This is a genomic window from Paraburkholderia phenazinium (genome assembly GCF_900141745.1).
In the GTDB taxonomy this organism is placed as follows: Bacteria; Pseudomonadota; Gammaproteobacteria; order Burkholderiales; family Burkholderiaceae; genus Paraburkholderia; species Paraburkholderia phenazinium_B.
The window spans coordinates 16,922-43,598 of record NZ_FSRM01000001.1 but is presented as its reverse complement, the minus strand read 5'-3'; the positions used below and the strand labels follow the sequence as shown (position 1 = coordinate 43,598).

Genomic DNA, 26,677 nt, shown 5'->3' with positions numbered 1-26,677 from the left:
ACGCCATGACTGCCTCCTCAGCCTCTTTCGCTTCCCCCGATTCCCTGACGCTCGCCCGTCCCGACGACTGGCATCTGCATGTGCGCGACGGCGCGATGCTGGCAGCGGTGCTGCCGCACACCGCACGCCAGTTCGGCCGAGCGATCATCATGCCGAACCTGAAGCCGCCCGTGACGACCACGGCGATGGCGCAGGCCTATCGCGAGCGCATCGTCGCGGCGATTCCGGCCGGCGTGAAGTTCGAGCCGCTAATGACGCTGTACCTCACCGACAACACCCCGCCCGACGAGATCCGCCGCGCGCGTGAAAGCGGCTTCGTGCATGGTGTGAAGCTGTATCCGGCGGGTGCTACAACGAATTCGGATGCGGGCGTGACAGACATCATGAAGTGCGCGAAGACGCTCGAAGTCATGCAGGAAACCGGCATGCCGCTGCTGGTGCATGGCGAAGTGACGGATTCGTCGATTGATCTGTTTGACCGCGAGAAGGTGTTTATCGACCGGGTGATGACGCCGCTGCGCCGTGCGTTTCCGGCGCTGAAGGTGGTGTTCGAGCACATCACGACGAAAGACGCGGTGGACTACATCCGCGAGGCTGGCGTGGCGCCGGGGCTGCTGGGTGCGACGATTACCGCGCATCATCTGCTGTACAACCGCAACGCGATCTTCCAGGGCGGTATTCGTCCGCATTACTACTGTCTGCCGGTGCTCAAGCGCGAGACGCATCGCGTGGCGCTGGTTGAGGCGGCGACGTCGGGCAATCCGCGCTTTTTCCTCGGCACGGATAGCGCGCCGCATCCGAAGGGGCTGAAGGAGCATGCGTGCGGCTGTGCTGGATGCTATACGGCGCTGCATGCGCTTGAGCTGTATGCGGAAGCGTTCGATCAGGTTGGCGCGCTTGATAAGCTGGAAGGATTTGCCAGCTTTTTCGGCGCGGATTTCTACGGTTTGCCGCGTGCCAGCGAGCAGGTCACGCTGCGCCGTGAGCAATGGACGCTGCCGGCTGAGGTGGCAGTTGGCGATACGCCGGTTGTGCCGTTGCGCGGTGGGGAGCCGATTGGTTGGCGGTTGATTTAAGGTTGGGATGGGGACGGTGGTGACCGCACCCGCATCTGCACGCGCCGGTGCCAACGAGGCTGCGCAAGCCCGCAAACCGGGCTTCGCCGATATCGACTGGTCGCTGCCGTGGTTCGCTCAGTTTGCCGGACGTGGCGTGCGCTGGCAGCAGGCAGCGTTGATGAGCTACGCCGCGCTGCTCGCGGAAATGAATGTCGATGCGCAGCAGTCCGGCCAGACCACGGGCCGCGGTCAACGGCTCGCGTTCATCGCCCAGGACGACCTACCACCGGGCGCAGCTTACGAGGCGCATATCGCTTCGACCGGCTGCGTGCCGACTCGCCATAATCTGCATGATTTTTTCAACGCGTCGGTCTGGTTTGCGTTTCCACGGATCAAGGCGGCGCTGAACACGCGGCAGTCCACAGCGATAGATTCGCTGGGCGTCGGTCCGACGCGTGGTGGCCTGCGGGACGCGCTGACCTTGTTCGACGAGAACGCACTGTTGTTCGCATGCGCCGACCCGGCGCTGAGCAGCGCATTGCGCGGCTTCGACTGGTCGACGCTATTGGTCGCCAACCGCACAGCGTGGAGCACGCGCTGCGAGGTGCGCTGCTTTGGCCACGCGCTGCTGGAGAAGCTGATCGCGCCATATAAAGCGTGCACCGGCCACGCATGGATTGTCGACGTTCCATCCGAGTATTTCTCCTGGCCCAGGGCGTCGCGCGATGCGTGGCTCGACGAGGCGGTTAGCACTGCTCTGTTGTCCACCGAGGAACTGACGAGCCGTCTGTTCGCGCCGCTTCCGGTGCTGGGTATCCCCGGCTGGTGGCCCGAAAACGAAACGCCATCTTTCTATGACGATCCCGCTGTGTTTCGCGCGGGGCGCCGCCGGGTTCGGTAACCCAAAAAACCGCACGATCATCGATCCAGGCCGCGCTCAATCGGCTTCCTGCATGTCGAAATCGCCGCACGTCTGGTTCATCCGCTCAAAGCCGTCGCCACCACTAATGTTAAAATTCCGCCAGCAAAGCAGGCCAGGCAGTCGCGGCCTCTGCGGCTTCGGCCAACGAGGGCGAGGAAAGTCCGGACTCCATAGGGCAGGGTGATGGCTAACGGCCATCCGTGGCAACACGCGGAACAGGGCAACAGAAAGCAAACCGCCGATGGCCCGGCGCAAGCCGGGATCAGGTAAGGGTGAAACGGTGCGGTAAGAGCGCACCGCGGCTGCTGCGAGGCAGACCGGCACGGTAACCTCCACCCGGAGCAATTCCAAGTAGGCAGGCTAGCATCTTCGAGATGCAGGATGGGGCCCCCGTCACGTCTGCGGGTAGGAAGCTTGAGCGCGCCAGTAATGGCGCGTCTAGAGGAATGACTGCCACGCGCGCGGCGCTTCGGCGCGGCGTGTGCACAGAATCCGGCTTATCGGCCTGCTTTGCCGCTGAATAGAAAAATGCCGGTATCCGTGAGGATGCCGGCATTTCCTTTTGGTGCTCTTCGGTGCTTTGCGTTGTCGCCCGATTCAGCCCGCGACGATGTCGAACGAGTGCGTCAGTTCGGCGGTCTTGGCGATCATGATCGACGCTGAGCAGTACTTGTCGTGCGACAGGTTGATCGCCCGTTCGACGGTGGCCGGATTCAGGTTCTTGCCGGTCACGGTGAAGTGAAAGTGAACCTTCGTGAACACCTTCGGATCTTCGCTGGCTCGCTCGGCTTTCAAGGTCACCGAGCATCCGGCGATTTCCTGGCGGCTCTTCTTCAGGATCATCACCACGTCGTACGCGGTGCAACCGCCGGTGCCGAGCAGCACCATTTCCATGGGCCGCGGGGCCAGATTGCGGCCGCCACCTTCGGGCGCGCCGTCCATGGCGACGAGGTGGCCGCTACCCGTTTCGGCGGCGAACGCCATGCCGTCCTGCCCCATCCAGCTTACTTTGCATTCCATCCCTGTACCCCAGCTCGCATAACTTGTATTCGAAATGCCATTGTAGCCCGAGGCCTGCGCGTTCGCCCGAGGGCACTCGGGCACGCCTTTATGCTCGTTGGCACCTTGTGTGCTGCGGTGCGGCATGGTTTGGCGGTCGGGGATTGCCCTGATCCGGTTAGGGGTTTTACTCTACTTTTTCACACCGGAAACCGCGCCAGATTGAGGCTATATATTTGATCTTAAAGAAGATTGCAGGCCGGTTGAGAGGTCTTGGTGACAACCACATTATGAAATCGCATTTCGCAATGCAAATATTCTTGCGTCGCACAAGGTCGGCTCATATAATCGTTTTCATTGGTTGCCGCAGTCAGACAACCTCCGCATGTCTCCTCCACCCTCCTCCTTTGGTGGATTAAACCCGAACCGCTCGTTCGGGTTTTTTTTCGCCTGCTCGCCGGTCGCCTCAAATTTTGACCTGAGGCCGGAATTTCCTTTATAATCCAAGGCTTTTCCGCATTCGTGCCCGCGGAGGAAGAACAGGGAGAGCCTGCACGCGCCTCGATGCGCACATTACAAGCAGGAAAAAAACACTGGGCGCAGCAATTATTTTTGGATCGATCATGAAGACATTTTCCGCAAAAGCCCATGAGGTTACGCGCGAATGGTACGTGATTGACGCGACGGATAAGGTTCTCGGGCGTGTCGCCAGCGAAGTGGCACACCGTCTTCGCGGCAAACACAAGCCAGAATTCACTCCGCACGTCGACACCGGTGATTTCATCATCGTTATCAACGCCGGCAAGCTCCGTGTGACGGGCAACAAGTCCACGGACAAGAAGTACTACCGTCACTCGGGTTACCCGGGCGGTATTTATGAAACGACGTTCGGCAAGATGCAGGAACGCTTCCCGGGCCGTGCGCTCGAGAAAGCGGTCAAAGGCATGCTGCCGAAGGGCCCGCTCGGCTACGCGATGATCAAGAAGCTGAAGGTCTACGCTGAAGCAACGCATCCGCATTCGGCACAACAGCCGAAAGCGCTCGAGATCTAAGGGGAGCCCACATGATCGGTAACTGGAATTACGGCACGGGCCGCCGCAAGAGCGCCACTGCACGTGTGTTCATCAAGGCAGGCAAGGGCGACATCGTTGTCAACGGCAAGCCCATCGCTGAGTACTTCTCGCGCGAAACGTCGCTGATGATCGTGCGTCAGCCGCTGGAACTCACGAACCACGCTGTCACGTTCGACATCAAGGTCAACGTGTCGGGTGGCGGTGAAACGGGTCAAGCCGGTGCGGTTCGCCACGGCATCACCCGCGCGCTGATGGACTATGACGCAACGCTGAAGCCGGAACTGTCGAAAGCTGGCTTCGTTACGCGTGACGCTCGTGAAGTCGAACGTAAGAAGGTCGGCTTCCACAAGGCACGTCGCAGGAAGCAATTCTCGAAGCGTTAATCGCTTCGGTGTGCTCTGGCCTTCGGGCCAGGTCACTGCAAAAGCCGCCGGCGCGTTTGCGTTGGCGGCTTTTTTCGTATCTGGGCGTCATGCGGGGCGATCGCTGCGCCTCGGAGAGAACCCATTGATTTTGTGGGCTTCGGCACGATATTGAGATCAGCCCTACAATAGCGGTTAGAAGCTTTTTTGGAGAGTTCGAATGAACGCAGTCACCGACACCCCTGTGACCGAGATGCCTAGCCCCTTCGTTTTTACCGACGCAGCGGCTGACAAGGTCAAGCAGCTGATCGACGAAGAAGGCAACCCGGAGCTGAAACTGCGCGTATTCGTGCAGGGTGGCGGCTGCTCGGGCTTCCAGTATGGTTTTACGTTCGACGAAGCCGTCAACGAAGACGACACCGTGATGAACAAGAGCGGCGTCCAGTTGCTGATCGACTCGATGAGCTACCAGTATCTGGTTGGCGCTGAGATCGACTACAAGGACGATATCAACGGCGCCCAGTTCGTGATCAAGAACCCGAACGCCACGACTACGTGCGGTTGCGGTTCGTCGTTCTCGGTCTAAACGATCGAAAATTGCACTGGCGGTACGCGAAAACGGGGCTTTTAAGCCCCGTTTTTATTTGCGTGCCCGCTTTCCGGTAGAGCGCTCAGCGCGGATAAATCGCGCCCAGTACCCGCTCGCCCGCAGCGCCCGTGACGGCCGCCAGGTTGCCCGGCTCGCGGGCCACGCAGCGCATCGCCAGCCACGCGAACGCCAGTGGTTCGACCTGGTGCGGCGGCACGCCGAGCGCCTCGGTGGTCAGAACAGGCACGCCACTCACACCGGTTTCCTCCAGTGCGCCTTGAATCGCCTTCATCAAGACCGGGTTGCGTGCGCCTCCCCCGCAGACGTAGACCGCGCGGACATCGGACGCATGCCGCTCGATCTCCCGCGCCACCGTAATAGCCGTCAGCGCAACGAGTGTGGCCTGCACGTCGGCGGGTGTGACGCCTGCGAAGCCCTGCAGTTTGGCGCCGAGCCACGCGGGATTGAACAGATCGCGGCCGGTGCTTTTGGGCGGTTTTTGCTCGAAGAACGGTTCGTCGAGCAGCGCATGCAGTAACGGCCGGTGTACCTGTCCGCTTGCTGCAAAATGCCCGTTTTCGTCGTAAGGCTTGCCCAGGTGCCGTTGCGCCCATTCGTCGAGCAGCGCATTCGCCGGCCCGCAGTCGAAACCGCGCACGCTGCCGGCAGCGTTGAGAATCGTGATGTTGCTAATCCCGCCCAGGTTGCAGACCACGCGCGTTTCGCCCGGCGCCCCGAACACCGTTGCGTGAAAGGCCGGCACCAGGGGTGCGCCTTGACCGCCTGCGGCGACATCGCGGCTGCGAAAGTCAGCGATAACGTCGATGCGGGCCATTTCCGCCAGCAATGCCGGATTGTTGATCTGGCGTGTATAGCCCTTTTCGGGACGATGCCGCACGGTCTGACCGTGTACGCCGATCGCCCGCACGTCCGCGGCAGACAGATTGCCCGCGCGCAGCAATTCATGGCAGCAGACCGTGTACCGTGTGGCGAGCGCATTGGCCGCCAGCGCCTCGCGTTCGATCTCGTTCTCTCCGGGGTGCTGCAGACCGAACAGTGCCTGACGCAGGCTCTCCGCGAAGCCGACAAACGCCTCTGCAAGCACGACCGGCGGCTTGCCTTTGGCGAATTCGACGGCGATGCCATCCACGCCGTCCATACTGGTACCCGACATCAGTCCGAGATAGACGCCGTCCGCCGTACTCTCTTGCTCCACGTTGCTGCTCCTGTCAGTTGTTGATTGCGAACCGTCTTCGCAGATTAGCAGCGCTCGCGCCGGTGAGGTAGTCCTGGTGACGGCGGTGGAGCCGGATGACCGCTTCCCGGCCGCGCGGCGGCGCGCATCTATGGGACAATCTCCCTTTTGCGACCTCCCGTTCCAGCATGAGCACCGAGTCCACCTCCAAGCCCACTCCCGCCTTCCCGATCACCGACGAAGTCCGCCACGCGCTAGCCGTTACCAAGCGCGGCGTCGATGAGTTGCTGATCGAGGAAGAATTCGCACAGAAGCTCGCGAAGAGCGCGGCCACCGGCACGCCGCTGCGCATCAAGCTCGGTCTTGACCCGACGGCGCCCGATATCCACGTCGGCCATACCGTCGTGCTGAACAAGATGCGGCAGCTGCAGGATCTCGGGCATACGGTGATCTTCCTGATCGGCGATTTCACCTCGCTGATCGGCGACCCGTCGGGCCGCAACGCCACGCGTCCACCGCTCACGCGCGAGCAGATCGAGTCCAATGCCAGGACCTACTTCGAGCAGGCCGCGCTGGTGCTGGATCGCGAGAAGACCGAAATTCGCTACAACAGCGAATGGTCGATGCCGCTCGGCGCCGATGGCATGATCAAGCTGGCGTCGCGCTACACGGTCGCGCGCATTCTCGAGCGCGAAGACTTCACCAAGCGATATCAGGGCGGCCAGCCGATCTCGATTCACGAATTCCTCTATCCGTTGATGCAGGGTTACGACTCGGTCGCGCTCAATGCCGACCTCGAACTCGGTGGCACCGACCAGAAATTCAACCTGCTGGTGGGTCGCGAGCTGCAGAAGCAGTACGGCCAGGAACAGCAGTGCATCCTGACCATGCCGCTGCTCGAAGGGCTTGATGGCGTCGAGAAGATGTCGAAGTCGAAGCACAACTACATCGGCATCAGCGAAAAGCCGACCGATATGTTCGGCAAGCTGATGAGCATTTCGGACGACCTGATGTGGCGTTACTTCGAACTGCTGTCGTTCCGCCCGATGGACGAGATCGCCGGCTTCAGGAAGGAAATCGAAGGCGGCCGAAATCCACGTGACTTCAAGGTGATGCTCGGGCAAGAGATCGTTGCGCGTTTCCATTCGCAGGCTGACGCTGAGCGCGCGCTCGAAGACTTCAATCATCGCGCGAAGGGCGGTGTGCCTGACGATATTCCGGCCGTCACGCTAGCGGGTGCACCGCTTGCGATTGGCCAACTGCTGAAGCAGGCAAACCTGGTGCCGTCGACCAGCGAGGCGCTGCGCAACATCGAGCAGGGCGGCGTGAAAATCGATGGCGCCACGGTATCGGACAAGGGCCTGAAGGTCGAAGCGGGCGAGTATGTCGTGCAGGTTGGCAAGCGTCGTTTTGCGCGCGTCACGCTGACGGCGTGATGGAGCGCCGTTCATGATCGGGCTGATTCAGCGGGTCCGGCGCGCCGAAGTGCGAGTCGGCGAACGTGTCACGGGCGCCATCGAAGCGGGCCTGCTGGCGCTGGTATGCGCCGAGCGCGGCGACACCGAAGCCGCGGCCGACCGCTTGCTCGCCAAGATGCTCGGCTACCGCGTGTTTAGCGATGCGGCCGGCAAAATGAATCTCTCCGTGCAGAATATCGACGGCGCCGGCCGCGCTGGCGGCCTGCTGCTGGTGTCGCAATTCACTCTGGCAGCGGACACGAACAGCGGCCTGCGTCCGAGCTTCACGCCGGCCGCGCCGCCTGACGAGGGCAAACGTCTGTTCGACTACTTCGTGGCAGCGGCACGCGCGAAGCATCCGATTGTCGGGACTGGCGAATTCGGCGCGGAGATGCAGGTTTCGCTCGTCAACGACGGGCCGGTGACGTTCTGGCTGCAGACGCACGCCTCAACCTGACCTAACCCTTCGCACGGCTCTGAGCCGGTTTTGCGACAATAGCGTCTTGGCACAACCGGCTAGCGACGCCCACTCCCATCTCATGTCCACACAGATTCTTTTCATCCGGCACGGCGAGACCGAATGGAACCGCGCCAAGCGGATTCAGGGGTTCATTGATATTCCGCTGGCGACGAGCGGTCTCGAGCAGGCCGAGCGTCTTGCGCACCGCCTCGCAGACGAAGCGCAGCAAGGTGCCCGGCTGGATGCAATCTATTCGAGCGACCTGCAGCGCGCGCAGCAGACCGCGCAGCCTATCGCGCATGTCCTCGGCTTGCCGCTGCAACTGCGTGAAGGTTTGCGCGAGCGTTCTTACGGCGCATTCCAGGGCTATGACCGCGACGAAATCGCCGAACGCTATCCGGATGAATACGAGCGCTGGCAAAGCCGCGACGCGGGCTTTGCGCCGCCGGAGGGCGAATCGATGCGGACGTTCTACCATCGCGTCATGGATGCGATTGCGCCGATCGTCGCCGCGCATCCCGGCGGCCGTGTTGCGTGCGTGGCGCACGGCGGCGTGCTGGATTGCGTCTACCGGTTCGCGCGTGACCTGTCGCTGGAAGTGCCGCGTGACTATGCGTTGCTCAATACGAGCGTCAATGTGGTGGACTTCGACGGTGGCAAGGCAACGGTGAAATCGTGGGCTGACGTGTCGCATCTGGACGCGCCGAGTGAGGACGACACCTTGCGCAAGATTGTTACGCCGGGGCTTTGATGGGGACTGCGCGGAAGCGGGAGTGACGGCGTTAAGCGTTCAGCGGCGTGTTTGGAAACCGCGTACGACAGGCGCCCTGTCCTGCAATGACTAGCCCCACCGGTTGGACCTTAGGCGTTGACCTGGTCGCATGTCCTCGTCGGACCCTCTGACCATTCGTTCGCTCTTTCAGGGTGCGCCGGAATCCCACAGATCCCGCACCGGGCTGGAAGAATCCGGCGCGGCGAGACCGAAGTGACGATACGTCAGCAGCGTAGCGACGCGGCCACGCGGCGTACGCTGCAAAAAGCCCTGCTGGATCAGATACGGCTCCAGCACGTCTTCAATTGTGTCGCGCTCTTCGCCGATTGCCGCAGCCAGATTGTCGACGCCCACCGGGCCGCCATCGAATTTGTGCAGAATCGCCTCGAGCAGTTTGCGGTCCATCAGATCGAAGCCGACCGGGTCCACATCCAGCATCTTGAGCGCGGCGTCGGCCACGCTGGCGGTGATGTTGCCGTCCGCCTTGACCTCGGCAAAGTCGCGCACGCGGCGCAGCAGACGGTTGGCGATACGCGGCGTGCCTCGGGCGCGTTTCGCGATCTCGAACGCGCCGTCCGGATGAATCTGCGCCTGCAGTAGCGACGCCGAGCGCGTGACGATGCGCGCCAGTTCCTCGGCGTTGTAAAACTCGAGCCGCGAGACGATGCCGAAGCGGTCCCGCAGCGGATTGGTCAGCATGCCGGCGCGTGTGGTGGCGCCAACCAGCGTGAAGGGCTGCAGATCGAGCTTCACGCTGCGAGCGGCCGGCCCTTCGCCGATCATGATGTCGATCTGATAATCCTCGAGTGCCGGGTACAGGATTTCCTCAACGACAGGCGAGAGCCGGTGGATTTCGTCGATGAACAGGACGTCGTTCTTTTCGAGGTTGGTGAGCAGCGCAGCGAGGTCACCCGCGCGCTCGAGCACTGGCCCGGACGTTTGCCGCAGATTGACACCCATTTCCCGCGCAATGATGTGCGCGAGCGTGGTTTTGCCCAGACCCGGCGGCCCGAACAGCAGGACGTGATCGAGCGATTCGGAGCGGCGGCGGGCGGCCTCGATGAAGATTTCGAGCTGGCCGCGCACCTTTTCCTGCCCGACGTACTCGTCTAGCTGACGCGGACGCAACGCCCGCTCGAACGCTTCTTCGTTCGGCGATACGGGCGTGGCAGCGATGATGCGCTCGGCTGCGAGTTTGTCGGTTTCGATCATGTTTGCATTGTACCGCGTGGTGCTCGCCGCCGAAGCTGGCCGAATGGCCGGGGTGCGCTTTGGGCCGTGACGTGCGAAGCTTTAACCCGTCGCACGCAAGACGTTTCGCTGCGGCGACTCAAGCGTTATGGGCCAACCCTTGGCAGCATGGAGCGGCCTTTGAGCGACCTTCCAGCGACCTTTGAGCAGCCTCGGACGCGGCGATTCCCGTCAACCCTTCGAGAGCGCCTTCAATGCAAGCTTGATGCCCTCGGACACGCCGGTGCCGGCGGGCACGTTCTTGACCGCTGCCAAGGCTTCTTTCTCGGAGTAACCCAATGCGAGCAATGCGTTCAGGATATCGGAAGCGTGGTCGGACGCCGACACCGTTCCAGCCATCGAGCCGAGGTCGGCCCCGAGCTTGCCCTTCAGTTCCAGCAGTAGCCGCTCGGCCGTTTTCTTGCCGATGCCGGGCACGCGCGTGAGGCGCGCCGCATCCTGTAGCGTGACGGTCTGCGCCAGTTCGTGCACGCTCATGCCGGAGAGCACGGCGAGCGCCATCCGGGTGCCGATGCCGGTGATCTTCAGCAGCTCACGGAAAGTGGCGCGTTCCTCGGCGGTGCCGAAGCCGTACAGCAGATGAGCGTCTTCGCGCACGATCATCTGCGTGAGCAGGACTACCCGTTCCCCGGTGGAGGGCAGGTTGTAAAACGTGCTCATCGGCACGTCGACTTCGTAGCCCACGCCATTGCAGTCGACGAGCAGGTGTGGCGGGTTTTTTTCCAGCAGGACGCCGGCAATGCGACCGATCATGGCGGATTCAATCGTGAGAGAAAGGGCGAGTGTAGCGCAGGGAGCGAGCAGAGCGAACGGCGGGACTCAGCGGGGCGGGCCTAGCCACGCCTAACCCACCAGACGCCCACGCCGCACCCTCAGGCCCTTCTTCGCCAGCGAGGGCGCAATACCGCCCAGCGTGTTAAGCGTGCTGCCGCCATGCGCATGGCAGATCGCCATTCCGAGAGCATCGGCGGCGTCTGTCCCCGGCACGCCTGAGAGGCTCAGCAGACGCACCACCATCTGCTGCATCTGCTCCTTGGTCGCGCGGCCGTAGCCCACCACTGCCTGCTTCAACTGCAGTGCGGTGTACTCGGCCACTGGCACACCGCCAGCAACCAGCCCGCAGATGGCAGCGCCACGCGCCTGGCCGAGCAGGAGCGTGGATTGCGGGTTGACGTTGACGAACACTTTTTCGATCGCGGATTGATCGGGGGCGTGCTGACGGATCAGCGTCGAAATACCTTCGAAAATCGTGCCCAGACGCGACGGCAGGTCGGCGTCAGCCGTCTTGATGACGCCGCTTGCCACATAAGTGAGCTTGTGACCGTTCTGGTCGATTACGCCGAAGCCGGTCACACGCAAGCCGGGGTCGATGCCGAGAATTCTCATGAGATACGCTGTGAACCAAGTGCTTGCGATACTACAACGAACCGGCGGCCAGGCGGCGTTCGCGAGTTGTTGAGACGGGAATAAATAGGCTCGCTGGATTGTCCGCAACGTGGCAAGCTGAACAAAGGGCGAGATTCGCAGCAACCGGGACGTGCAAACGTGGAACGCTATCGGAATCTAAGCGGTGACTCAGGCGTCGAGGCCTACGCGCTCGGTGAGGGCTGCATCGCGGTTCGCTTCAGGACCGGCGTGATCTATTGGTACACGGAGGCGAGCGTCGGGCCGGATCATGTGGCCGAGATGACGCGATTAGCTTGCAATGGCAAAGGGCTCAGCACGTACATCAGCACGCACCCCGACGTGAGTGCCGGTTACGCCAGGAAGAACCCGGACGACTAGGATCGGGCGGCGCGCCTTGACGCAGAAAATTGCGCGTAAGAAACAAAACGGCCCGGCAGAAAATCTGCCGGGCCATTCTTTTTCAAGCCATCGAGCCTAACGTAACGCGCCAGCTTCAGAACCGCCGCGCAACCCCACTAGCCCACGCGCAAATCAATCAATGCCGGAAGTGCCGCACACCCGTCAACACCATCGCGATGTTGTGCTCATCGGCCGCTGCGACCACTTCATCATCGCGCATCGAACCGCCCGGCTGGATCACCGCGGTCGCGCCTGCCGCGACTACCACGTCGAGGCCGTCGCGAAACGGGAAGAACGCATCCGACGCCACGGCGGAACCCGCCAGCGTCAAACCCGCGTTCTGTGCCTTGATACTCGCAATCCGTGCCGAGTCCACGCGGCTCATCTGGCCCGCGCCGACGCCGAGCGTCATGCCGTTGCCACAGAACACGATTGCATTCGACTTCACGTACTTAGCCACACGCCACGCGAACAGCAGATCGTCCATTTCCTTCGGCGTCGGATGACGCTTCGTGACGACGCGCAGCTCATGCGGCTGCACATTGTGCGAATCGAGCGATTGCACCAGCAGACCGCCACCGACGCGCTTCAGGTCGAACGCGTTATGACCCTCGCCGAGAGCGATCTCCAGCAGACGCACATTCTTCTTCGCCTCGAACACCTGACGCGCGGCCACGCTGAACGAAGGCGCAATCAGCACTTCGACAAACTGCTTGGCCACGGCCTGCGCCGTTGCTTCGTCCACTTCACGGTTAAAGGCGATGATGCCGCCAAACGCCGAGGTCGGATCGGTCTGCAGCGCCTTTACATACGCTTCATTCGCATCCGCGCCCACGGCGACGCCACACGGATTCGCGTGCTTGACGATCACGCAGGCCGGCACGTCGAACGTCTTCACGCATTCCCACGCCGCGTCGGAATCGGCGATGTTGTTATACGAGAGTTCCTTGCCTTGCAACTGTTCATAGTTTGCCAACGCACCGGCCGGCACCGACAGATCACGATAGAACGCGGCGCTCTGATGCGGGTTTTCGCCGTAGCGCAGATCCTGCACCTTGTCGAACGCCAGATTGAACGTAGCCGGATAGGTGTTGCGCGAGGAATGTTGCAGCTCTTCGGTCAGGCTCGTCAGATAGTTCGTGATCGCGCCGTCGTACTGCGCGGTGTGCGCGAACACTTTTGTCGCGAGACGGAAGTTGGTTTTGTAGCCCACCGCATTGCCGTTCGCACGCATCTCCTCGAGCACCACCGCGTAATCCGCCGGGTCGACCACCACGGTCACATCACGGTGATTCTTCGCCGCCGAGCGCAACATGGTTGGGCCGCCGATATCGATGTTCTCGATCGCGTCTTCCAGCGAGCACTCTTCCTTCGCCACCGTCTGCACGAACGGGTACAGATTCACGACCAGCAGATCGATTGTCGGAATGTCGTGCTTTTCTAGCGCAGCCATGTGTTCCGGCAGGTCGCGCCGCGCGAGGATGCCACCGTGCACCTTCGGATGCAGCGTTTTCACGCGCCCGTCGAGCATTTCCGGGAAGCCCGTGTAGTCGGCCACTTCGGTAACGGGCAAACCCGCATCTGCGAGCAGTTTCGCGGTGCCGCCGGTGGACAGGATCTTGACGCCGAGGTCCGACAGCGATTTGGCGAAATCGACGATGCCGGACTTGTCGGAAACGGAGATGAGCGCTTGCTTGATCATGATGAAGAATGAGAAGCCGAAGGGGAGGTGGCAGGGGCGTCAGGAAACTACAATGCGCTACAGCAGACCATGCTGTTGCAGCTTCTTGCGCAGCGTATTGCGGTTAATGCCGAGATACTCGGCGGCCAGCGACTGATTGCCGCCGGCCTGCTCGAGCACCACCTCGAGCAACGGTTTTTCGACACACGAAATAACCATGTCGTAGACGTCGTGCGGATTGGAGCCGTCGAGGTCCTGGAAGTACATTCCCAGGCTGTCGCGGACTGATTGTTCGATATTGTTCTTGCTCATGCTGCTAGTCGGTCGGATTGGTCCGGCTCGCCGTTCGGGTTGACATCCTCTTCCACGTAGACGAGGCGGTCGGAGAACGCCTTTTGGGCGTCGAAGAACTCGTTGACGGCGAGCAGTTGTTCGCGCGTCGTGTCCAGCGTATTCATGCGGTGGCGGAACACATTGGCGCCAGAAAGGCCGCGAGTGTACCAGCCGATGTGTTTGCGTGCCGTGCGCACGCCTGTAAATTCGCCGTAGAACGCGTAGTGATCTTCGAGATGCTCGTTCATGACCTGCTGGATCTCGTCGATGCGCGGCGGCGGCAACAGCTCGCCGGTTTGCAGGAAATGCCCGATCTCGCGAAACAGCCACGGACGGCCCTGCGCCGCGCGGCCGATCATGATCGCGTCCGCGCCGGTAGCGGCGAGCACCTGGCGCGCCTTATGCGGCGAAGTGATGTCGCCGTTGGCGACCACCGGGATGCGCACCGCGGCCTTCACGGCGGCGATGGTTTCGTATTCAGCGTCGCCGTGGTACAGGTCGGCGCGCGTGCGGCCGTGTACGGTCAGCATCGAAATGCCGGCGTCTTCGGCCAGACGCGCCACACTCAACGCGTTCTTGTTGTCACGATTCCAGCCGGTGCGGATTTTCAGCGTGACGGGCACCGCGTCGGGACCCACGCCCACCGCGCCGACCACCGCCTCGACGATGCGCTGCACGAGCGGTTCGTTCTGCAGCAACGCGGAGCCGGCCGCCACATTGCACACCTTCTTGGCCGGACAGCCCATGTTGATGTCGATGATCTGCGCGCCGTTGGCGACGTTATAGCGAGCCGCCTCCGCCATCATGTCCGGATCGGCGCCGGCGATCTGCACGGCGATCGGCTCGACCTCGCCCGTGTGGTTCGCGCGGCGCATGGTTTTTTTCGCTTTTCCACAACTGCGCGTTCGATGCGACCATTTCCGACACGGCATAGCCCGCGCCCAGCCGCTTGCAGAGCTGACGGAACGGCCGGTCGGTCACACCCGCCATGGGGGCGACGAACAGGTTGTTGCGCAGATTGTGGGAGCCGAGAGTGGGCATGACAGGGGCGCAGCCGCGGCACATCGAATCGATGAGAAACGGTCGCAGATCACGAGGGAAAACGGCTATTTTAGCGTTAACGGATTCCCGTCACCGGACTTGAGACGCTCCTAAGCCATTAAATCTTCTATGAAAGTGCCCGGGTTCATAGACCCGCGGAACGCGAATCACCGCAAGCGGGCAGCGGGGCGAGCCGATGCACTGGCCCGGCGCACGGTCTGCGCGCGATGCGATTCCTGAGCCGTCTAGCGGCGCTGTCCGAACATCATTTGGCGTGCCAGTGCGGTCTTGACCGGCGGCACGAATTCGAGCGCCGTCAGCGCGAGCCCGCGCAGCGTGCCGAGAGCCGGAAGGTCGACCGTGAAGAGGCGCGCGAGCGTATCGGTGGAGCGAATTGTCAGACGCCGGTCGAGCGCGCGGCGCTGGGCGAACAACGCTAGTGCGAGCGGTGTCGCACCGTGTTGCGAGAGCGCGTCGGTGAGGGCGTGGGCGTCGCGCAGCCCGAGGTTGAGCCCCTGGCCCGCTACCGGATGCAACGTCTGCGCCGCATTGCCGATTGCCGCGATCCGGCCCTTGACCAACGTATCGAGTGCGTTCAGGCCGAGCGGGAACGAAGCGCGGCCCTTGATCTGAGTGAAGCGTCCCATCCGGTCGCCAAACGCGCTGCCGAGTTCGCGCAGAAACGCATCGTCGGGCAATTGCGCGTGGCGCGCCGCTTCTTCCGGGGCGCAGCACCAGACCAGCGCGTAGTCGGCATCGCGCGCGCCGCCGGTCGGCAGCAGCGCAATCGGCCCCTGGTCGGTGAAACGTTCCCACGCGACATTCGGGCGTGGCCTCGATACCGTGACCGTGCCGACGAGCGCCGTCTGACCGTAATCACGCGTGCCGCCGGTGCCACCGCGTTTCTGTTGCTCATGAAACAGCCCACCTTCGGCGTTCACGAGAATACGCGTGCGCAGCGTGCGTGCGCCGTGTTCGGTTTCCACCGGCAGCGTTACGCCGTCTTCTTCCTGAACCGGCGTCTGGGCGGAGGTTGACTGGAACCAGTGCACGGAAGTCGGCCGCACTGCCTCGGCGAGCGACTGCACGATCGAGCCATAGCGCAACACATACCCAAGCGCGGGCAAGCCATGCTCGGTGTGGTCGATCAGCGTACGGCCGAAATGTCCGCGCTGCGATACATGGATGTGGTGAATCGCGGTCGCGTCCGAGGGCCAGCGCAGCGGCTCGAGAATCATCCGGCTGCCTTGCGACACGGCGATTGCGCGTGGATCGCGCAAAGCGTCTTCCGGCTTGCGTGCGTCGATCAGCGCGATCGACAGTCCCTGGGTCGCACTGCGCCGCGCGAGCCAACCGGCCAACGCGAGCCCGACCGGCCCCGCGCCGACGATGGTCACGTCGAAATCGAACGACGCTTCAGTAGAATCTGCGCCGCCAGTGGCGTCTTGTGAGCCGGCTTGCACAACGCCGGCTGGTTGAGAAGCGTCGTTCATGAGCGATCGGTCGGTCCGTTCAAACCGCGCGCGTGGCGCTGGCTGTTGCCTGCGCTTCCCGCATCAGCGCTTCGATCTCGTCGGCCTTGACCGGCACGTCGCGCGTCAACAGTTCGCAGCCGTTCGGCGTGACGACAGCGTCGTCTTCGATGCGGATGCCGATATGCCAGTAACGCTCGGGGACGTTTTCCGTCGGGCGAATATAGAGACCCGGTTCGATCGTCAACGCCATCGACGGATGCAAGGTGCGCGACGGCAGCGCGCCTTGCGCATCGCGCGGTGCGCCGCGTTCGCGATAGTCGCCGCAGTCGTGCACGTCCATGCCGATCCAGTGGCTGGTGCGGTGCATGTAGAAGGGCGCGTAGGCGCGCTCCACGATCACATCGTCGACGGACGAGAAGAGCCCCCGGTCGACGATGCCCGTATCGAGCAGGCCCTGCGACAACACGCGCAGCGCGGCGTTATGCGGGTCGTCGAAGGCGGCGCCAGGCCGGGTGGCGGCGACGGCGGCTTCCTGGGCGGCGAGCACGATGTCGTACAGCTCGCGCTGCGCCGGCGTAAAGCGGCCGTTTGCCGGGAACGTGCGCGTAATATCGGAAGCGTAGCCGTCGAGCTCGCAGGCGGCGTCGATCAGGATCAGGTCGCCGTCGCGGGCAATCGTGTTGCCGGCTGCGTAGTGCAGCACGCAGGCGTTGCTGCCCGCAGCGACGATCGAGCCGTATGCCGGCCCTTGCGCACCGTGTTTGCGGAATGTGTACAGCAGTTCGGCTTCGAGTTCGTACTCACGCACGCCTGCAAAAGACGCGGCCATCGCGCGGCGATGCGCCTGCGCCGAGATCTGGCCGGCACGACGCATGATCGACAGTTCGTGGCTGTCCTTGAAGAGCCGCATCTCGTCGAGCAGCGGCAGCAGGTCATGCGCGGCAACCGGAGCGGCGACGCCGCTGCGGGCTTTGCCACGCACCGCGTCGAGCCAGCGGCGGACCTGTTCGTCCAGATCCGCCGAGCTGCCGAGCGCGTAGTGCAGCGCGGGCTTGTCGGCGAGGATCAGCGGCATCTGGCTTTCGATATCTTCGACAGCAAACGCCGCGTCGAAGCCGAACGCCTCGCGCGCGGCCTCGGGGCCGAAGCGGAAGCCGTCCCAGATCTCGCGCTCTTCGTTCTTGGCCCGGCAGAACAGGATCGAAGCCGGTCCGCTCCCGCCTGCGCTGGCGTCGAGCACGAGCAGACCCTGCGGCTCGGTAAAGCCGGTCAGGTAGTAGAAGTAGCTGTCGTGCCGGTACGGATAATCGGCGTCCCGGTTGCGCACCACCTCCGGTGCGGTGGGGACGATGGCGACGCCGCCGCCTGCCGCGCGCAGCGCAGCGAGCACGCGCTCGCGGCGCTTGCGGTAAACGTCGATGGCGAGAGTGGGTTCGTTCGGCTGGTTCATAGCGAGATTGTAGCGCCCAATTGAGCCAGGATTGCGGCGCGCACCCCCTGGCCATCTGGCCGGATAGACGTCCGGCGCGGCACACGGCAATGTTGCAATCCGTCCACAGGTCCGGCCGCCGCCAGTCCAGAAGATGGGAGCGGCCGTCTGTATCGCGGTCAACCAACGTATACTTCCGCCCAATTCCAGAAAAGGCAAATGGTGATGATGAAACTCATCGGTTCGCTCGGCAGTCCGTTTGTCCGCAAGGCACGGATCGTATTCGCCGAAAAGAAGATCGACTACAAGCTGGTGCTCGAAAACGTCTGGGCGCCGGATACCAGCATCCATGCCTTCAATCCGATCGGCAAGGTGCCGTGCCTCGTGATGGACGACGACGAGGCGGTATTCGACTCGCGCGTGATCTGCGAGTACGCGGATACGCTGTCGCCGGTCGGCAAGCTGATTCCGCCGTCGGGCCGGGAGCGTGTCGAGGTGCGCTGCTGGGAAGCGCTTGCGGACGGCGTCATGGATGCCGCCGTGCTGATCCGGCTCGAGGGCACGCTACGGGCGGAGGAACACCGTTCGGACGCGTGGCTCGCGCGCCAGCAGCGCAAGATCGACGACGGGCTGGTGGCGATGTCGCAAGGGCTGGGTAGCAACCCGTGGTGTGCGGGTAGTCGCTACACGCTGGCGGATATCGCCATGGGCTGCGCGCTCGGCTACCTCGATTTCCGCATGCCGGCGCTCAACTGGCGCGAGGCCTATCCGAATCTCGACAAACACTTCCAGAAGCTGTCGCAGCGGCAGTCGTTTATCGATACGTTTCCGGCGGACTGAGCGCGCTGCGCAGGCGTGACGGACGACGGCTTCGCCGCCTGCGTCCTCAGGTTCGTTGCAGGCATCAGGTCGCCGCGAGTTCGATCTTCGGCGCGAACGAGTCGGCGCTTGCCACCGGCCACCACTTCTCGTAGATCGAGTAGCGGTGGTTGCCGTTCAGCAGATCATTCGGCTCGAGATACTTCAGCAGATCCGACATGAGGCTCACCTCATGCGACGACACCCGCCGCACGATGTGATGCGCACGCAGTTCCGCCGGATGCTTGAGACCCGCCGCCTGAATGATCTCCTGCAGCGCGTGCAAGGTGTTGTGATGGAAGTTGAAGACGCGGTCGGACTTGTCCGGCACCACGAGCGCGCGCTGGCGCACCTGGTCCTGGGTGGCCACGCCGGTCGGGCAACGCCCCGTGTGACACGTCTGCGCCTGGATGCAGCCCACCGCGAACATGAAGCCGCGCGCCGAGTTGACCCAGTCGGCGCCGATCGCGAGGGTTTTGGTGATATCGAAAGCGGTGATCATCTTGCCGCTCGCGCCGATGCGAATCCGCGTCCGCAGGCCGATGCCTACCAGCGTGTTATGCACCAGCAGCAGGCCTTCCTGCAGCGGCACGCCGACGTGATCGGTGAACTCCAGCGGCGCCGCACCGGTGCCGCCTTCCGCACCGTCGACGACGATGAAGTCCGGCAGGATGCCCGTCTCCAGCATCGCCTTGGCGATGCCGAAGAACTCCCACGGGTGGCCGATACACAGCTTGAAACCGGTCGGCTTGCCGCCTGAGAGATTGCGCAGACGTTCGACGAATTCGAGCAGGCCGCGCGGCGTGGAAAACTCGGAGTGGGTCGCGGGCGAGATGCAGTCGCGGCCCATCGGCACACCACGCGTTTCGGCAATCTCCGGCGTGATCTTGGCGGCCGGCAGCACACCACCGTGGCCCGGCTTCGCCCCCTGCGAGAGCTTCACCTCGATCATCTTCACCTGCGGCTCGTGCGCCTGTTTCGCGAACTTGTCGGCGTTGAAGCTGCCGTCGTCGTTGCGGCATCCGAAGTAGCCCGAAGCGATTTCCCAGATGATGTCGCCGCCGTGCTCGCGGTGATACTTCGACATCGAACCTTCGCCGGTGTCGTGCGCGAAGTTGCCCTTCTTGGCGCCGAGATTGAGCGCCATGATTGCGTTAGCCGAGAGCGAGCCGAAGCTCATCGCCGACACGTTGAAAATCGACATCGAGTAGGGCTGCTTGCGATCCGGGCCCACGACGATGCGGAAGTCGTGGCCGTCGAGTTTGGTCGGCGCGAGCGAGTGGCTAATCCATTCGTGCGCTACCGCCTTCACGTCGAGCTCGGTGCCGTATGGACGGCTGTCGACGTCGTTCTTGGCGCGCTGATAGACGATGCTTCGCTGCGCGCGCGAGAACGGCCTTTCCTCGGTATCGTCCTCGACGAAATACTGGCGGATCTCAGGCCGGACGAATTCGAACATGAAACGGAAATGGCCCCACAACGGATAGTTGCGCAGGATCGCGTGGCGCTCCTGGGTCAGATCGAACAGGCCGAGCGCGACCAGCAGCACGGGAATGATGATCCAGAACCACGACAGGTGTTGTGTCGCGGCCAGCGCCGCGCACGCGACGAGCAGGGCAACTGCACACCACATGGCCAGGTAGCGTCGAGAAAACATGGGGACTCCGTTGCAGAGAGCGGTTGACCGCTGATTGTTATCTTGCTGCGCCGCTGAGCGCGCCCCTTACCGCGCGGTCAGCAGTGCAGCGCTTTGAGGTTGCCGCACGGCCGGCTGTGCAGTTGCTGCGTGTTCGATGATGCCACCGCCAAGACAGATTTCGCCATCGTAGAGCACAGCCGATTGCCCTGGTGTGACAGCCCACTGCGCGTCCTCGAAATGCAGCGCGAAGTGGCCGTCTGCCTCGCCCGTCGTGCTGAATGTGCAGGGGGCATCGGCCTGGCGGTAGCGCGTTTTCGCGCCGCACGCGAAGTCTTCGGTCGGCGGATGGCCCGCCACCCAACTGGTATTGCCGGCACTCAGAGAATGGCTCAGCAGCCACGAATGATCGTGGCCCTGTGCGACGTAGAGCGTGTTCGACGGAATATCCTTGCCCGCCACGAACCACGGCTCGCCGCTGCCTTCCTTGCTGCCGCCCAGACCGATACCCTTGCGCTGGCCGAAGGTGTAGAACGCGAGGCCGATATGCTCGCCAACCACCTTGCCGTCGGTGGTCTTCATGGGCCCTGGTTTGGTCGGCAGATAGCGGTTCAGAAAATCGCGGAATGGCCGCTCGCCAATGAAGCAGATGCCGGTCGAATCCTTCTTCTTCGCATTCGGCAGACCGATCTGCTCGGCGATCTCACGCACCTTCGTCTTGGGGATTTCGCCGAGCGGAAACATCGTCTTCGACAACTGCGCCTGATTCAGGCGATGCAGGAAGTACGACTGATCTTTCGTGTGGTCGAACGCCTTTAGCAGTTCAAAGCGGCCTTCGACTTCGCGCACGCGGGCGTAGTGGCCAGTCGCAATGGTCTCGGCGCCAAGCGTCATGGCGTGATCGAGGAAAGCCTTGAACTTGATCTCGGCGTTGCACAGCACGTCCGGATTCGGCGTGCGGCCGGCCGAGTATTCGCGCAGGAATTCGGCGAACACGCGGTCCTTGTATTCGGCGGCGAAGTTGACCGCCTCGACGTCGATGCCAATCAGATCGGCCACCGAAACGACGTCGATCCAGTCCTGCCGGGTCGAGCAGTATTCGCCGTCGTCATCGTCTTCCCAGTTCTTCATGAAAAGACCGACGACGTCGTAACCTTGCTCTTTGAGCAGCCATGCGGTGACCGACGAATCGACGCCGCCCGACATGCCTACTACGACTTTCTGCTTGCTCATGGGTTGCCTGACTTGCTTGATCGGGTGGGCCCGACCGAATGCGTATGCACGAAGTCGAGCGGGAAACGCCGGCCTGCGAGGTAATCGTCGATACAGCGCATCACGAGCGGGGTGCGATGCCGCTCGGGGCACGCGCGCAACTCGTCGGCGCTCATCCACAGCGTGCGGACGATATCGGGATCGAGCGCGCGGTTGGGATCGGCTGCCCCGGCACTGCCGCAATAGGTGAAGCGCAGATAAGTGGCGCCAGTCGCGCTGCCGTCCGTATTTCCACCGCCCGCATCCTGCGCTGCGCCTGCAGCGGCGGGCCGTCCGAAATGCGCCATATAGACGCCTACCAGGGCCTCGGGCGTGAACGGATGCGCGGATTCTTCGAGCGTTTCGCGCACGGCCGCTTCGACGAGCGTTTCGCCCGCCTCCAGATGGCCGGCGGGCTGGTTCAGACGCAGCCCGTCGTCCGTATGTTCCTCGACGAGGAGGAAGCGTCCGTCGCGCTCGACGATGGCGGCCACGGTGACGTGCGCAGCCCAGGTTTCCGGATTCATGGGGCGGTATTTTACCGTCTATGACGGCTGGCTGCCCGGAAGCGGTCGGCTGCCCCCCGGATTGTCCCTGATTTCGGGGAACCCCCCGGTTTCGGTTACAGTGGCGTCGTTGCCGTTGCAAGTTCAAGCCGGCGTGCCTCGTCGGCAGCTCTGTCGTAACAACAGGAAGGCCGAGGAGGATTCAACGATGCACATCGGAGTGCCAGCCGAGACGCGAGCGCATGAAACACGCGTTGCCGCCACCCCCGAGACGGTCAAGAAATACGTATCGCAGGGCCACCGGGTCACGATCCAGAGCGGCGCCGGGACTGGCGCCAGCTTTCCTGACGAGGCTTTCAGCGCGGTGGGCGCGGAGATCGTCGATGCAGCCACCGCCTTCGGCGCCGATCTCGTCCTCAAGGTCCAATCGCCAACCGAAGCCGAGCTGCCGCATCTGAAACGCGGCTCGGTGCTGGTGGGCATGCTCGATCCTTTCAATGCCGACAACGCGGCGAAGCTCGCAACGGCTGGTGTAACGGCATTCGCGCTGGAAGCCGCGCCGCGCACGACCCGTGCGCAGAGCCTCGACGTGCTGTCGTCGCAAGCCAACATTGCCGGCTACAAGGCCGTGCTGCTCGCCGCCGATCTCTACCCCCGCTTCATGCCGATGCTGATGACCGCCGCAGGCACGGTGAAAGCGGCGCGTGTGCTGATTCTCGGCGCCGGCGTGGCGGGTCTGCAGGCGATCGCGACTGCCAAGCGCCTAGGTGCGGTGATCGAAGCCTCGGACGTGCGTCCGGCGGTGAAAGAGCAGATCGAATCGCTCGGCGCCAAGTTTCTCGACGTGCCGTATGAGACCGACGAGGAGCGCGAGGCCGCACAGGGCGTAGGCGGTTATGCTCGCCCTATGCCGCCGAGCTGGCTCCAACGCCAGAGCGCTCTGGTCCACGAACGCGCCAAACAGGCCGATATCGTCATCACGACCGCGCTGATCCCCGGCCGTCCTGCACCGACGCTGATCTCGGTCGAAACCGTGCAGGCCATGAAACCCGGTTCCGTGCTGATCGATCTGGCCGCCGGCCGTGGCCCCGAGTACGAAGGCCAGCGCGGCGGCAACTGTCCGCTCACCGTGGCGGACAAGATCGTGACCAGAAACGGCGTGCAGATCGTCGGCTTCACGAACCTGGCCTCGATGGTGGCCGCCGACGCCTCCTCGCTCTACGCACGCAACCTGCTCGACTTCCTGAAGCTGATCATCAACAAGGAAGGCGCACTCAACATCGATCTCGCGGACGACATCGTCGCGGCCACGCTGCTGGCCCGTGACGGCGAAGTCACGCGCAAGGCATAACTGGAGCCGGCGATGGAAGTCATCAACCATACGGTCATCAACCTGATCATCTTCATCCTGGCGATCTACGTGGGCTACCACGTGGTCTGGAACGTCACCCCGGCACTGCATACGCCGCTGATGGCCGTGACCAACGCGATTTCCGCGATCGTCATTGTGGGCGCGATGCTTGCGGCCGGCCTGACGGTGGGCGGCACAGGCAAGTTCTTCGGGACCCTGGCGGTCGGGCTGGCAGCGGTCAACGTGTTCGGCGGCTTCCTCGTCACCAGGCGAATGCTGGAGATGTTCAAGAAGAAAGAGCCGAAGAAGCTCCCCGCAGCGGCAAAGGAGAAGGCGCAATGAGTCTGAACGTCGTCACGCTGCTTTATCTGGTTGCTTCGGTCTGCTTCATTCAGGCGCTCAAAGGGCTCTCGAATCCGAAGACCGCGCGCATCGGCAATACGTTCGGTATGGCCGGGATGGCGATCGCGATCCTCACCACCATCGCGTTGATCCTCAAGCAGGCGGCCGGACTCGGCTCGAATCTCGGGCTGGGCCTCGGACTGCTGTTCGCGGCGCTGGTGGTAGGCGGCGCGATCGGAGCGTTCGTCGCCGCGCGCGTCGAGATGACCAAGATGCCCGAACTGGTCGCCGCCATGCACTCGCTGATCGGTCTCGCTGCCGTGTGCATTGCCTATGCGGTCGTCTCGGAGCCATCGGCGTTCGGCCTCGTCGATCCGGACAATCCGATCCCGGGGTTTCTGCCGTACGGCAACCGGATTGAGCTCTTTATCGGCACCTTCGTCGGGGCGATCACGTTCTCCGGTTCAGTGATCGCGTTCGGCAAGCTCTCGGGCAAGTACAAGTTCCGCCTGTTTCAGGGCGCGCCGGTGGTGTATCCGGGTCAGCATCTGATCAACCTGATGCTGGCGATCGGCATGATCGGCTTCGGCGTGATCTTCTTTCTGACGCAAGCGTGGCTGCCGTTCATCATCATGACGCTGATCGCGTTCGCGCTGGGCGTGCTGATCATCATCCCGATCGGCGGCGCGGATATGCCGGTGGTCGTGTCGATGCTCAACTCGTATTCGGGCTGGGCGGCGGCGGGCATCGGGTTCTCGCTGAATAACCCGATGCTGATCATCGCAGGCTCGCTGGTGGGGTCGTCCGGTGCGATCCTGTCGTACATCATGTGTCACGCGATGAACCGCTCGTTCTTCAATGTGCTGCTGGGCGGCTTTGGCGCGGAGGCGGGCGCGGCGGCTGCGGGCGGAGCCCAGGAACAGCGGCCGGTCAAGTCGGGTTCGGCCGAGGATGCGTCGTTCATGCTGGGCAACGCTGAAACCGTGGTGATCGTGCCGGGGTATGGTCTGGCGGTGGCACGGGCGCAGCATGCGCTGAAAGAACTTACGGACAAGCTGACCGAAAAGGGCATTGATGTGCGGTACGCGATCCACCCGGTGGCGGGCCGCATGCCGGGGCACATGAACGTGCTGCTCGCTGAAGCCGAAGTCTCCTACGACATGGTCTACGAGATGGATGACATCAACAGCGAGTTCGGCCAAGTGGACGTGGTGCTGGTGCTCGGCGCGAACGACGTGGTGAATCCGGCGGCGAAGAACGATCCGAAGTCGCCGATTGCGGGCATGCCGATTATCGAGGCGTACAAGGCGCGCACGGTGATCGTCAACAAGCGTTCGATGGCGGCCGGTTATGCGGGTCTCGACAACGATCTGTTCTACATGGACAAGACCATGATGGTCTTCGGCGATGCGAAGAAGGTGATCGAGGATATGGTGAAGTCGGTGGAGTGAGGGTTGGGGCCGCAACGGTATGCGGCCTTGAACGCTGTCGCTGCAGTTAGCGCTGTTTCACCTCGACGTGCCTCAGAAAATCCGCGAGCCGTCTGCCCTCCATATCGGGGAACGGCTCGACTACCTGCAGTTCGCGAATCTCTTCGACGTCGAAATTGCGGAAGTCTCCGCGCAACTCACACCACGCGCCGATGGTCCAGCGCGCACCCCAATAAAAGAGCCCGAGCGGCCAGACGCGCCGCTCGGTTTGCGCGCCTTTGCGATCGCGATACGCAAAACTCACGATCCGGTTGCGGTCGATGGCCAGATGCAGCGCATCGACCTTCTCCGCGAATTCACCCTTGATGTGAAACGAAGGCGCAAAGATCGGCAGCCGGTCGAGCGTCGCGCGCTTGTCAGCGGGCATGGTCGAGGCGATCTTCGCCAGCGCGCCGCGGGCGCCCTTGGCGAAGCTCGCACCACCCCATGTTTCGAGCATGCGTGCGCCGGCGGCGAGCGCAGCGAGTTCGTCGACGGTGAAGGTGAGCGGCGGCAAGCTCGCCGAGCGGTTCAGGCGGTAGCCGATTCCCGCTTCCCCTTCGATCGGCACGCCTGAGAGTTGCAGATCGCGCACGTCCCGGTAGACCGTGCGCGGCGAGATATGCAGCCAGTCCGCGAGCTGTTGCGCGGTAGTCAGACGCCGGCCGCGGAGCAGTTCGGCGATCTGGAACAGGCGGTCGGCGCGGCGCGTCATCGTGGGCGTCTTGTCGTGTTGTAGTAGGGGCGGGGGTGTTGCGATCGCTTCACCCGAAACGGAGTGGCCCGCGTCACGGGGGTTGCGAACCGCGGCCCGCAAACGGGCATTCCCGAGATCATAGCGCCGCGTGACGCTCATGCGGTGCTGCGTGGCCGTCACCCCTGCGCGGGCCAATCGGTCAACCGTTCTTCGGCGAATGCAGCCCGATGCGGTTACCTTCGGTATCGGTAAAGAAGCCGATATAACCGATATCCTGCGGCAGATCGATGACCGGCCCTTGCACCTTCCCGCCGGCCTTCTCGACGCGGCCCAGCACGGTGTCGACGTTCGGCTGCGCGTTCAGGTAAACGACGACGCCATCGCCGGAAGGCCTGGCGTTGGGGCTCTGGATGATACAGCCGCCGGTGGACGGCTCGGTGTACTGAAAAATGCCGATCGGCTCGCCGCCGAAATTTTCACGCCGCAGTGTCGTGCCGAGCGTAGTCTCGTAGAAACGTGCGGCGCGCTCGAAATCGGTGACCGGAATTTCGAACCAGGAAATGACGTGGGATGCGGCTGCTGACATGACACTCTCCTTGGCATGACCCGAAGGCCCATGTGATGCGCCGGATGGCGTGATCAGGAGTGTGCGGCGGGGCTACTG

General features: G+C 63.0%; 27 protein-coding genes, 1 other RNA gene and 1 pseudogene. 14 read left to right on the top strand and 15 right to left on the bottom strand.

Annotated elements, in window-relative coordinates:
• Positions 1-5: 5 nt before the first annotated feature.
• From pyrC to rnpB, 3 genes are all read left to right on the top strand, one after another.
• Complete coding sequence (gene pyrC, locus BUS06_RS00215; protein ID WP_074262454.1) at positions 6-1,076, top strand: dihydroorotase; 1,071 nt, start codon at positions 6-8, stop codon at positions 1,074-1,076.
• 7 nt (positions 1,077-1,083) lie between these two features.
• A complete protein-coding gene (locus BUS06_RS00210) occupies positions 1,084-1,959 on the top strand; it encodes a DUF3025 domain-containing protein (RefSeq protein ID WP_074262453.1) in 876 nt (291 codons plus the stop codon).
• Between the two features lie 125 nt (positions 1,960-2,084).
• An RNA gene (gene rnpB, locus BUS06_RS00205) (RNase P RNA component class A) lies at positions 2,085-2,496 on the top strand.
• A gap of 81 nt (positions 2,497-2,577) precedes the next feature.
• On the opposite strand, the gene BUS06_RS00200 is transcribed toward rnpB, so the two are convergent.
• A complete protein-coding gene (locus tag BUS06_RS00200) occupies positions 2,578-3,000 on the bottom strand; it encodes an OsmC family protein (RefSeq protein ID WP_074265838.1) in 423 nt (140 codons plus the stop codon).
• Between the two features lie 602 nt (positions 3,001-3,602).
• Between BUS06_RS00200 and rplM the strand changes: the two genes are divergently transcribed.
• From rplM to erpA, 3 genes are all read left to right on the top strand, one after another.
• Positions 3,603-4,031, top strand: coding sequence for a 50S ribosomal protein L13 (rplM, locus tag BUS06_RS00195; RefSeq protein ID WP_074262452.1), 429 nt, complete (start codon positions 3,603-3,605; stop codon positions 4,029-4,031).
• Between the two features lie 11 nt (positions 4,032-4,042).
• The gene (gene rpsI / locus BUS06_RS00190; RefSeq protein ID WP_074262451.1) at positions 4,043-4,435 is read left to right on the top strand and encodes a 30S ribosomal protein S9; all 393 of its coding nucleotides are present in this window, start codon (positions 4,043-4,045) and stop codon (positions 4,433-4,435) included.
• Between the two features lie 199 nt (positions 4,436-4,634).
• On the top strand, positions 4,635-5,000 hold the full coding sequence (gene erpA, locus BUS06_RS00185; protein WP_074262450.1) for an iron-sulfur cluster insertion protein ErpA: 366 nt from the start codon (positions 4,635-4,637) through the stop codon (positions 4,998-5,000).
• A gap of 85 nt (positions 5,001-5,085) precedes the next feature.
• Here the strand turns inward: erpA and BUS06_RS00180 are convergent, their stop codons facing one another.
• Positions 5,086-6,219, bottom strand: coding sequence for an anhydro-N-acetylmuramic acid kinase (locus tag BUS06_RS00180; RefSeq protein WP_302050846.1), 1,134 nt, complete (start codon positions 6,217-6,219; stop codon positions 5,086-5,088).
• Positions 6,220-6,386: 167 nt separating this feature from the next.
• On the opposite strand from BUS06_RS00180, the gene tyrS reads away from it, so the two are divergent.
• The 3 genes from tyrS (at position 6,387) to BUS06_RS00165 (ending at position 8,866) form a co-directional block, all read left to right on the top strand.
• Positions 6,387-7,634, top strand: a complete 1,248-nt coding sequence (gene tyrS / locus BUS06_RS00175; protein ID WP_074265837.1) for a tyrosine--tRNA ligase — start codon at positions 6,387-6,389, stop codon at positions 7,632-7,634.
• A 13-nt stretch (positions 7,635-7,647) separates the two neighbouring features.
• The gene (dtd, locus tag BUS06_RS00170; RefSeq protein ID WP_074262448.1) at positions 7,648-8,112 is read left to right on the top strand and encodes a D-aminoacyl-tRNA deacylase; all 465 of its coding nucleotides are present in this window, start codon (positions 7,648-7,650) and stop codon (positions 8,110-8,112) included.
• Positions 8,113-8,194: 82 nt separating this feature from the next.
• Entirely contained in the window at positions 8,195-8,866 is a 672-nt protein-coding gene (locus BUS06_RS00165) for a histidine phosphatase family protein (protein ID WP_074262447.1), read from the top strand.
• A gap of 168 nt (positions 8,867-9,034) precedes the next feature.
• Here BUS06_RS00165 and ruvB read toward each other — a convergent pair whose 3' ends face one another.
• From ruvB to ruvC, 3 genes are all read right to left on the bottom strand, one after another.
• Positions 9,035-10,099, bottom strand: coding sequence for a Holliday junction branch migration DNA helicase RuvB (gene ruvB / locus BUS06_RS00160; protein ID WP_074262446.1), 1,065 nt, complete (start codon positions 10,097-10,099; stop codon positions 9,035-9,037).
• A gap of 210 nt (positions 10,100-10,309) precedes the next feature.
• A complete protein-coding gene (ruvA, locus tag BUS06_RS00155; protein WP_074262445.1) occupies positions 10,310-10,891 on the bottom strand; it encodes a Holliday junction branch migration protein RuvA in 582 nt (193 codons plus the stop codon).
• A gap of 90 nt (positions 10,892-10,981) precedes the next feature.
• The gene (gene ruvC, locus BUS06_RS00150) at positions 10,982-11,524 is read right to left on the bottom strand and encodes a crossover junction endodeoxyribonuclease RuvC (protein WP_074262444.1); all 543 of its coding nucleotides are present in this window, start codon (positions 11,522-11,524) and stop codon (positions 10,982-10,984) included.
• A 159-nt stretch (positions 11,525-11,683) separates the two neighbouring features.
• On the opposite strand from ruvC, the gene BUS06_RS00145 reads away from it, so the two are divergent.
• The gene (locus BUS06_RS00145; RefSeq protein ID WP_074262443.1) at positions 11,684-11,923 is read left to right on the top strand and encodes a hypothetical protein; all 240 of its coding nucleotides are present in this window, start codon (positions 11,684-11,686) and stop codon (positions 11,921-11,923) included.
• 157 nt (positions 11,924-12,080) lie between these two features.
• Here the strand turns inward: BUS06_RS00145 and purH are convergent, their stop codons facing one another.
• From purH to BUS06_RS00120, 5 genes and pseudogenes are all read right to left on the bottom strand, one after another.
• A complete protein-coding gene (gene purH, locus BUS06_RS00140; protein WP_074262442.1) occupies positions 12,081-13,646 on the bottom strand; it encodes a bifunctional phosphoribosylaminoimidazolecarboxamide formyltransferase/IMP cyclohydrolase in 1,566 nt (521 codons plus the stop codon).
• Between the two features lie 57 nt (positions 13,647-13,703).
• Positions 13,704-13,937 (bottom strand): Fis family transcriptional regulator, encoded by a 234-nt coding sequence (locus tag BUS06_RS00135; RefSeq protein WP_007180440.1) that lies wholly within the window; start codon positions 13,935-13,937, stop codon positions 13,704-13,706.
• A pseudogene (gene dusB / locus BUS06_RS00130) lies at positions 13,934-14,999 on the bottom strand (tRNA dihydrouridine synthase DusB). Before dusB ends, BUS06_RS00135 begins: the two are co-directional and overlap by 4 nt.
• A gap of 245 nt (positions 15,000-15,244) precedes the next feature.
• Positions 15,245-16,492, bottom strand: a complete 1,248-nt coding sequence (locus BUS06_RS00125) for a UbiH/UbiF/VisC/COQ6 family ubiquinone biosynthesis hydroxylase (protein ID WP_074262441.1) — start codon at positions 16,490-16,492, stop codon at positions 15,245-15,247.
• A 19-nt stretch (positions 16,493-16,511) separates the two neighbouring features.
• The gene (locus BUS06_RS00120; RefSeq protein ID WP_074262440.1) at positions 16,512-17,924 is read right to left on the bottom strand and encodes an aminopeptidase P N-terminal domain-containing protein; all 1,413 of its coding nucleotides are present in this window, start codon (positions 17,922-17,924) and stop codon (positions 16,512-16,514) included.
• A 198-nt stretch (positions 17,925-18,122) separates the two neighbouring features.
• Here BUS06_RS00120 and BUS06_RS00115 point away from each other — a divergent pair, with 198 nt between their 5' ends.
• Positions 18,123-18,743: a glutathione S-transferase C-terminal domain-containing protein gene (locus tag BUS06_RS00115; RefSeq protein WP_074262439.1), complete on the top strand. Its 621-nt coding sequence runs from the start codon at positions 18,123-18,125 to the stop codon at positions 18,741-18,743.
• 64 nt (positions 18,744-18,807) lie between these two features.
• On the opposite strand, the gene BUS06_RS00110 is transcribed toward BUS06_RS00115, so the two are convergent.
• The 3 genes from BUS06_RS00110 to BUS06_RS38095 form a co-directional block, all read right to left on the bottom strand.
• Positions 18,808-20,418 carry an FMN-binding glutamate synthase family protein gene (locus BUS06_RS00110; protein WP_074262438.1) on the bottom strand — a complete coding sequence of 537 codons (1,611 nt, stop codon included), beginning with the start codon at positions 20,416-20,418 and terminating at the stop codon, positions 18,808-18,810.
• A gap of 66 nt (positions 20,419-20,484) precedes the next feature.
• Positions 20,485-21,630 carry a tRNA 2-thiouridine(34) synthase MnmA gene (gene mnmA / locus BUS06_RS00105; protein ID WP_083611323.1) on the bottom strand — a complete coding sequence of 382 codons (1,146 nt, stop codon included), beginning with the start codon at positions 21,628-21,630 and terminating at the stop codon, positions 20,485-20,487.
• Positions 21,627-22,175, bottom strand: coding sequence for an NUDIX hydrolase (locus BUS06_RS38095; protein ID WP_083611322.1), 549 nt, complete (start codon positions 22,173-22,175; stop codon positions 21,627-21,629). Before BUS06_RS38095 ends, mnmA begins: the two co-directional genes overlap by 4 nt.
• A 187-nt stretch (positions 22,176-22,362) precedes the next feature.
• Between BUS06_RS38095 and BUS06_RS00095 the strand changes: the two genes are divergently transcribed.
• From BUS06_RS00095 to BUS06_RS00085, 3 genes are read left to right on the top strand one after another with little or no spacing between them, the layout of a single operon-like run.
• Positions 22,363-23,505, top strand: coding sequence for a Re/Si-specific NAD(P)(+) transhydrogenase subunit alpha (locus tag BUS06_RS00095; protein ID WP_074262436.1), 1,143 nt, complete (start codon positions 22,363-22,365; stop codon positions 23,503-23,505).
• 12 nt (positions 23,506-23,517) lie between these two features.
• Positions 23,518-23,847, top strand: a complete 330-nt coding sequence (locus BUS06_RS00090; protein WP_074262435.1) for an NAD(P) transhydrogenase subunit alpha part 2 — start codon at positions 23,518-23,520, stop codon at positions 23,845-23,847.
• Complete coding sequence (locus BUS06_RS00085) at positions 23,844-25,298, top strand: NAD(P)(+) transhydrogenase (Re/Si-specific) subunit beta (RefSeq protein WP_074262434.1); 1,455 nt, start codon at positions 23,844-23,846, stop codon at positions 25,296-25,298. Before BUS06_RS00090 ends, BUS06_RS00085 begins: the two co-directional genes overlap by 4 nt.
• Before the next feature lie 46 nt (positions 25,299-25,344).
• On the opposite strand, the gene BUS06_RS00080 is transcribed toward BUS06_RS00085, so the two are convergent.
• A complete protein-coding gene (locus tag BUS06_RS00080) occupies positions 25,345-26,031 on the bottom strand; it encodes a helix-turn-helix transcriptional regulator (protein WP_074262433.1) in 687 nt (228 codons plus the stop codon).
• A 181-nt stretch (positions 26,032-26,212) separates the two neighbouring features.
• Positions 26,213-26,599, bottom strand: a complete 387-nt coding sequence (locus BUS06_RS00075; protein ID WP_074262432.1) for a VOC family protein — start codon at positions 26,597-26,599, stop codon at positions 26,213-26,215.
• Between the last annotated feature and the right edge of the window lie 78 nt (positions 26,600-26,677).